The sequence below is a fragment of the Myxococcus sp. AM011 genome (genome assembly GCF_013372595.1).
In the GTDB taxonomy this organism is placed as follows: domain Bacteria; phylum Myxococcota; class Myxococcia; order Myxococcales; family Myxococcaceae; genus Myxococcus; species Myxococcus eversor.
Window position 1 is genome coordinate 68,849 of sequence record NZ_JABXEM010000011.1, and the last position, 7,184, is coordinate 76,032.

Annotated in this window: 8 protein-coding genes; 2 read left to right on the top strand and 6 right to left on the bottom strand. The window is 68.1% G+C overall.

The genetic code is table 11. The features are described from left to right. Positions 1 to 22 precede the first annotated feature (22 nt). Positions 23 to 403, bottom strand: a complete 381-nt coding sequence (locus HUW62_RS04160) for a hypothetical protein (protein WP_163868399.1) — start codon at positions 401 to 403, stop codon at positions 23 to 25. A 184-nt stretch (positions 404 to 587) separates the two neighbouring features. On the opposite strand from HUW62_RS04160, the gene trxA reads away from it, so the two are divergent. Continuing rightward, the gene (trxA, locus tag HUW62_RS04165; protein WP_163868398.1) at positions 588 to 917 is read left to right on the top strand and encodes a thioredoxin; all 330 of its coding nucleotides are present in this window, start codon (positions 588 to 590) and stop codon (positions 915 to 917) included. A 626-nt stretch (positions 918 to 1,543) separates the two neighbouring features. Continuing rightward, entirely contained in the window at positions 1,544 to 1,759 is a 216-nt protein-coding gene (locus HUW62_RS04170; RefSeq protein WP_255203215.1) for a hypothetical protein, read from the top strand. A 54-nt stretch (positions 1,760 to 1,813) separates the two neighbouring features. On the opposite strand, the gene HUW62_RS04175 is transcribed toward HUW62_RS04170, so the two are convergent. The 5 genes from HUW62_RS04175 to mreC all read right to left on the bottom strand — a co-directional run bounded on the left by HUW62_RS04175 (position 1,814) and on the right by mreC (position 7,167). Further along, positions 1,814 to 2,497 carry a PilZ domain-containing protein gene (locus tag HUW62_RS04175; protein ID WP_163868396.1) on the bottom strand — a complete coding sequence of 228 codons (684 nt, stop codon included), beginning with the start codon at positions 2,495 to 2,497 and terminating at the stop codon, positions 1,814 to 1,816. 138 nt (positions 2,498 to 2,635) lie between these two features. Next, positions 2,636 to 3,763 carry a rod shape-determining protein RodA gene (gene rodA / locus HUW62_RS04180; protein ID WP_176433617.1) on the bottom strand — a complete coding sequence of 376 codons (1,128 nt, stop codon included), beginning with the start codon at positions 3,761 to 3,763 and terminating at the stop codon, positions 2,636 to 2,638. 7 nt (positions 3,764 to 3,770) lie between these two features. Next, complete coding sequence (gene mrdA, locus HUW62_RS04185) at positions 3,771 to 5,813, bottom strand: penicillin-binding protein 2 (protein WP_163868394.1); 2,043 nt, start codon at positions 5,811 to 5,813, stop codon at positions 3,771 to 3,773. Beyond that, the gene (locus HUW62_RS04190) at positions 5,810 to 6,310 is read right to left on the bottom strand and encodes a hypothetical protein (RefSeq protein WP_163868393.1); all 501 of its coding nucleotides are present in this window, start codon (positions 6,308 to 6,310) and stop codon (positions 5,810 to 5,812) included. Before HUW62_RS04190 ends, mrdA begins: the two co-directional genes overlap by 4 nt. Further along, on the bottom strand, positions 6,307 to 7,167 hold the full coding sequence (gene mreC, locus HUW62_RS04195; protein ID WP_163868392.1) for a rod shape-determining protein MreC: 861 nt from the start codon (positions 7,165 to 7,167) through the stop codon (positions 6,307 to 6,309). The genes HUW62_RS04190 and mreC overlap by 4 nt, the downstream gene beginning before the upstream one ends. Between the last annotated feature and the right edge of the window lie 17 nt (positions 7,168 to 7,184).

Consider the following 7,184-nt stretch of genomic DNA (forward strand, 5'->3'; position numbering starts at 1 on the left):
ATAACCGTGACAGACGGGCGAATCAGCCCATCTTGTTGAGAAGGAACGCCGCCAACAGGTCGGTCTCCGAATCGGGTTTCTTGCCCGCCGCCTCCGGCTTCGGCGCCCCGGAGGGCACCTCCGTCACATACCCCGGAACGACCTCGTAGGCGGACTCCCCCACCAGCACCGAGTCGGCCATCTGCTCGGCCCCCAGCCGGGAGAGCTGCTCCTCGGTCTTCACCTTGGCCACCAGGCCGTGGGTGTCCTCGCCCGACACGAGCTGCAGGAAATGCACGGCTGGGGAGACGGCGAAGGCGGTGCCGCCCTCGGCCATGACCACCAGCCGGCCGTCCTTCACGTCCGCTTTGTCCGCCAGTGCCCACTCCTCGAGCTGGGACTGGGGCAGGAAGAGCTTCGTCACGTCCGCCAGCCTACACCAGCGCCGGGCTTGAAGGGGGAGCCGTTCGGAATGCCGGGTGAAACCCGCGCTTTCCCACCGCATCATTCCTGGCGGATCGGTCGGAGGTCCGCCGATTCTTGCAGGCCCCCGGGGCACGTACTAGACGACGCGCCGTGCAGGCCGGAGAGGGCCCGAAGGAGACACCATGGCAGGCGACAACGTGACACAGGTCGGAGATGGCGACTTCAAGCAGCTGGTGCTGGACTCCCAGGAGCCCGTGCTGGTGGACTTCTGGGCGACCTGGTGCGCGCCATGCCGCGCCATCGCCCCATCCATCGACGCGCTCGCCACCCAGTATGGCGGTCAGGTGAAGTTCACCAAGCTGAACATCGACGACAACCAGCAGACGCCGCAGGACTACGGCATCCGGTCCATCCCCACGCTCCTGCTCTTCAAGGGCGGCAAGGTCGTGGAGCAGATTGTCGGCGCCGTCCCCAAGGCGCGCATCGAAGACGCCATCAAGAAGGCGCTGTAAGCCGCTTCGCCGGGCCTGCGCGCACGTGAGGACGCTTTGTCCCGCGCGCGCCTCGCCCGGCGATTCTGTTTGTCGACGCGGAGCGCCAGCGCCGCTGCCCGGCTGAGGGATGCGAGAAACGTCCCCCCGGAGCGCCTGCCCTGCCTGGTGCCGCCCACCCTCGTGAGCTCCGATTCATGGCTTGTGAGCGGATCCTTCTCGCGAGCCCGGAACCGTTGGAGCAGCGGCTTTGCCCGCCCCCGTCCTGACTCAACTCAACCCAAGTCTCGGGCGAGCCTTCAGCGATTTCTCAGACTCCGCGTCATTTTCACCCCTGCGGACAAATCCAGCTCGGATACCGAATCGTCGTCCCGCTCGCCTGTGGGAAACACGTATCCCTTTGCAGTCTTGTCATCAATTTTCCGCGCGGGTTTGCGAGTCATACGAGACCCCTCCCTGGTTGTATTGACAGCGTTGACATCCACCGCCAAATAGGCGCATTGGAAGCCTTGTTTGTTTTGACTGTTTTCACGGGAGTTTTCATGGCACGACCACGTAAGGAGTTGTCGAAGGTCCCCCTGACCCCCGCATTGGTGAATTGGGCGGAAGCGCTTGGCGATGCGATTGGCCGAGGCGTCCTCCGAGCCATGAACCAAGGCATGCCCACGGGTGGCAACACCAACGGCATGGCGGCGAGTCGTCGTCGTGGCCGGCCACCCAAGGCCCTTGCGGGCAACATGGTGGCGTCTGACCGGCGCTGCACGATGCCGGACTGCACGCGTGAGCAGCGCTCGAAGGGGCTGTGTTCAGCGCATTACCAGGCCGAGCGGCGGCGTCTGTTGGCGGGTGGCAAGCCCGCCTGAGACACGCGGTTCGAGGTGGCGCCCACGGCCCTGGGCGAGCCGCCGCTCAATTCGTTACTTGGTCTGCCAGGGGTCCGCTTCGGTGCTCGTGGCCTTGAGCAGCTCCCACGCCGAAAGGACATCCACCACCCGCTCCAACTCGTTGGGCAGTGAACGCGCCCGCTGGGAGCTCAGGTAGTCCTCCGCGAACGCTCGCAGCCGGGCTCCCACGAAGAGCCGTGCCAGGGCGACCTCCGTCTGGCCACTGAAGTCGAGGAAGCGGATGCCGAAGCCGCTGCGGCCCTCGGGGCCGTCCCCGCGCTCCTCCCGGACGATTTGCGCCCGCGCCCGCACCGGCGAGGCTCCCGGCTCCAGGAGGAAGCTCACGCCCAGCACCGTGCCCATGGGCAGGTAGAAGGTGCTCTCCAGGAAGGCCCCGCTGACGCTGACGTTGATGGACGCCAGGCTCGCCGCGAAGCGCCGCCCGCCTTCCTCGTCATCCACCCAGACCTCGAAGCGCGTCGTCAGCTGCGCCCGGGGGAACTCCCGGTGCTCGGATTCGCCCTGGTTGCGCTCGATGATGGGAGCGAACGTCGGAAGCAGCGGCGGCGAGGCCACCGGCCGTCGCACCTCTTCCTTCGCCACGACGGGGGCCCTCGCCACGGGCGGTGGCGCCGCGGGCTTCACGTCCCTCGTCGCCACGGGAATCTCCGCCACGCGGACACTCCCACTCACCTTCTGCCCGACCTTCCTCTGCATGCCTGACCTCCACCGGCCCGAGAGGGACTCGCCCTCCCCCCGGAATTGGTGGGGTGATTCATACACCACCCGCGAGTCGCCGCCAGCGCCCCGCACCATCTTCGGAGCGCCCGCTTCAGCGTCGCGTGTCGCGGCGTCTCAGAACATGTGACGCCGCATGCTGATGTTCACCAGCAAGCCAATGCTGAGCATCACGGACATCATGGAAGACCCGCCATAACTCATCAGTGGCAGGGTGATTCCCGTCACCGGGAGCAGGCCGATGACCATGCCGATGTTCTCGAACACCTGCCAGAAGAGCATGGCGACGACGCCCACGGCCACGAAGGCGCCGAACCTGTCCCGGGCGTTGAACCCCACGCCCAGGCCGAAGATGAAGATGGCGCCGTAGAGCACGAGCAGCACCGTGCACAGCACGAAGCCGTGCTCCTCCGCCCACACGGAGAAGATGAAGTCGGTGTGCTGCTCGGGCAGGAAGCGAAGGCCCGTCTGGGTGCCCTCGCGCCAGCCCTTGCCGGACACGCCGCCGCTGCCCACCGCGATTTTCGACTGGGCCGCGTGGTACCCGCTGCCGCGCAGGTCCGCCTCCGGGTCCAACCAGCCGGAGATGCGCTGACTCTGGTGCTTCTTCAGGTGGTGCCGGACGATGGTGGGCCGGGGCTCCGGCACGTCGCGGACGTAGTCGTTCCAGATGACGATGCCGCCCGCGAGGATGGCCGCGACGAGCGTGGCGACCAGGTACCAGCGCACCTTGCCGAAGAGGATGACGGTGAGCGAGGACAGGCCAATCATCAGCGCCGTGCCCAGGTCCGGCTGGACGAGCACGAGGAGGAAGGGCACGCCCACCACCAAGAGCGGCTTCCACAGGCGCACCAGGCCGTAGGACGGCTCATTGGGGCGGAAGTCGTCGTGGTAGACCTTGGCCAGCATCAGCACGACGCCAATCTTCATGAACTCCGCGGGCTGGAGGCGGAACGGGCCGATGACGAACCAGCTCTCCGCGCCCTTCGCCGTATGGCCGATGAAGCGCAGGGCGATGAGCGCCAGGATGTTGGAGACGTAGATGGGCAGCGCCATGCGCTGAATCCAGCGGTAGTCCACCAGGCACACCACCAGCACGGCGACGACGCCCAGCCCCAGGTACAGCGCCTGGCTGGACCACACCGGCGCGAGCGGGGGGCGCGACGCCGAGGCGAGGTTCCAGATGCCCAGGAGGGACACGCCCAGCACACAGACGATGAGCCCCCACGGGACGTGGGGCACCATCCGCCGCTCAATCCTGAGTTGCACGGGTGTCCTCCGAAACCTCTTCGTCGCCCGGGAGCAGCTTCGGGGGCTTCACGCCGCGCGTCAGGGCCGCCTCGTCCGGAGACGGAGCGCGCAGGACCGAGGGGGTGTAGGGCTGGTTGGGACGCGGCGGCGGCGCCGTGGCGTCCAGCTTCTTCAGGTCCAGGTACTTCTGGATGATGGCCATCGCCGTCGGCGCGGCGTCCGAGCCGCCATGGCCTCCGTGCTCGTTGAGCACCACGACGGCGATCTCCGGCTTGTCCGCCGGGGCGAAGCCCGCGAACCAGGCGTGGTCTCTCTCGAAGTAGCTCATCTGGTGCGTCTTGAGCCGGATGGCCCCCAGGCGCGCCACCTGGGCGGTGCCCGTCTTCGCCGCGATGAGGACGTCCTGGTCGCGCATGAACTTGAGGCGGGTGCGGTAGGAGGTGCCGCCCGGCTCGTGGGCCACCTTCACCAGGCCCTCGATGACGGCCTTCAGGTGCGCGGGGGACAGCTCCACCCGGCGGACGACTTCCGGCTTGAACTCCTGGATGATCTGCCCGTCCAGGTTCTCCAACCGCTGCACCATCTGCGGCTTGTAGAGCGTGCCTCCATTGGCGATGGCCGCGTACATCAGCGCGAGTTGGAGCGGCGTGACGTTGTTGTCACCCTGGCCGATGGCGCTGTTGAGCGCCATGCCCTTGGTGTAGCCGCCCGGCGAGGCTTTGTCGTGGTACGCGCTGGTCGGCATGATGCCGGGCACCTCCGCCACCACGTTGATGCCGGTGGGGCTGCCCAGGCCCAGCGACTTGCCCATCTCTCCAATGGGGTCCAGGCCGATGGTGTCCGCGACCTTGTAGAACCACGTGTCACACGAGCTCTTCATCGCGTCCAGGCCGTTGACCGGGCCGTGGCCCCGGTCCAGGTGGCAGCGCCACGTGCGCGCGCCCAGCCGGTAGCCACCGGGGCAGTTCACCACCGTCTCCGGACGGAACACGCCGGACTTGAACGCCGCCAGCGCGGTGACGACCTTGAACGTGGAGCCCGGGCTGTAGTGCTCCGCGGCCACGCGGTTGACCATGGGCTCCAGCGGATCTCTCGACAGCTGCGCCATCTGCGTGGGCGTCACGCGGCCCGTCAGGAGATTGGGGTCGAAGCCGGGCCGCGACACCAGCGCGCGGATGAAGCCCGTATTCACGTCGATGGCGACGACGGCGCCCGTCACGCCAGGGAAGGCGCGCTCCGCCTCTTCCTGCAGGCGCATGTCGATGGACAGCACCACGTTGCTGCCCGCCTGGGGCTGCACCACGGCGTTGTCGCCCAGCTTGACGTTGAGCTCTTCAATCTTCTGGCCGCGCGCGTTGACGACCTCCTTGCGCACGCCGTCCTGGCCGCGCAGGCGCTGCTCGAAGTAGCGCTCCAGGCCGCGCCGGCCGATGTAGTCCCCCAGCGCGTAGCGCGAGCCGTCGCCGTTGAGGCGCTCCAGTTCCTCCTGGGTGATTTCGTTCATGTAGCCCAGCACGTGCGACAGCACCGTGTTGGTCCGGTAGTGGCGGTGAGGCACGGGGGCCACTTCCACGCCGTCCAGGATGTCGCGGCGGGCGGCCAGCCGGTCGTACTCGTCCCGTGTCAGGTCCACGCGCACCGGCACCGGCTGGAAGGGCGCGTTGCGGCGGCCCTGGCGCACCAGGTCCTCCACCTTCTTCGCCTGGTCTGCGTCCCACTGGAGCAACTCCGCCAGCCGGGGGATGACCTGCTCGGAGCAGTCGGTGCAGAAGGCGGGCGTGACGACGGCGTCGAAGGACGGGCGGCTGTCGACGAGGATGGTGCCGCGCGCGTCCTTGATGACGCCCCGGTCGGCGCGCAGGCGCACCTCCTTGACGAAGTTGGCCACGCTCTTGGCGGAGTACTCCTCGCCCCGGGTGATTTGCAGCCGATAGAGCTGGATGGACAACAGGCCCAGCCCCACCGTCATGGCCAGGCCCAGCCAGAGGAAGCGCCGACGCAGCTCGCGGCCCGGCGTCGTGTTGCCCAGCGTGGGAGGCGTCACCTCAGCAACCCCGCCGGACGGTCCTGCGCCGCCTCGAAGCGCCGCAACAACGGGAAGAGCGCCAGCGCCGCGGCCCCCGTGAGCGCCACCTGCACCGGCAGGCCCGCCAGCACCGGCCCCGTGCCGCCGTCCTTCACCGTCAGCCAGGTGAAGAAGGTCGCCAGCAGGCCGTGCCCCACATCCGCGCCCATGGCGAACAGCGCGAAGGACAGGCCGCCGCGCACGTCGACGAAGGTCGCGACCAGCCGCCCCACCAGGAAGGTGAAGACAGCGAGGAAGGTGAACAGCCCCGTGGGCTGTCCGCTCATCAAGTCCAACAGGTAGCCCACCGCGAACGCGGAGAAGGCGCCTTCCAGCAGCGTGGCGCGCAGGGCGAGGAACGCCACCAGCACCACGGTGACGTCGATGCGGCCGAGCACCAGGCCCGCCTGCTTGACGACCACGGACTCCAGCGTGAGCAGCGCCAGCGCGATGCCCACCGTCACCAGGAACTTCATTTCGACGCACCCTCCGCCGCGCTGCCCTGCGCCATCGCGCTGTAGGGACTGCCCACCACCAACACCTCTTCCAGCTTGCTGGTGTCCACCGCCGGCACGATGTCCCCACCCTGGAACATGCCGTGCTCCTTCTTCTCTAGATGGGTCACCCGGCCCACCACCAGCCCCGGTGGGTAGATGCCATCCGTGCCCGAGGTGATGATGAGGTCGCCGTTGTCCACGTCCTCGGTGCGCAGCATGTTCTCCAGCTTCAAAGGTCCGCTGCCAGCACCCGACGCCGTGCCTCGCGCCCTGGAGCGTTGCACCCTCACCGCCACCCGGCTCTGCGTGTCCGTCACCAACGCCACGTCCGAATAGCTCCCCGTGGCCCGGATGACCTGTCCCACGATTCCATCCGGCGTCACCACCGACATGCCCCGGAAGACGCCCTCCTTCTCCCCCGCGCTGATGCGCACCGACAGGAGCTTGGCCACCGGGTTGACTCCCACCACCCGCGCCGGAATCTCCGGCCCCGCCGCCGCCTCCGCGTAGCCGAGCAGCTTGCGCAGCCGCTCGTTCTCCGTGCGCGACTCGCCCAGCGCCTGCACCGAGGCGCGGAGCTGGAGGTTCTCCAGACGCAGGGTGTCATTCTCCTGCCGGACGCCGCGCAAATCCAGGTAGTGGCGCACCGCCGACACCGTGCCTTCGATGGAGGCCGTGAGCACCTGCTGGACGGGCGACGTCACCGCGATGACCGCCCGGTCGATGGGATTGGGGTCCCTGCCCTTGCGCCCGCTGAGCAGGAAGGCGACCAGCGGGTAGAGCAGCAGGACGCCGACCAGGAGGGGGCGCCGATATCGCTTGAGGAGCGACAGCACAGAGGGGAATTCCGGGG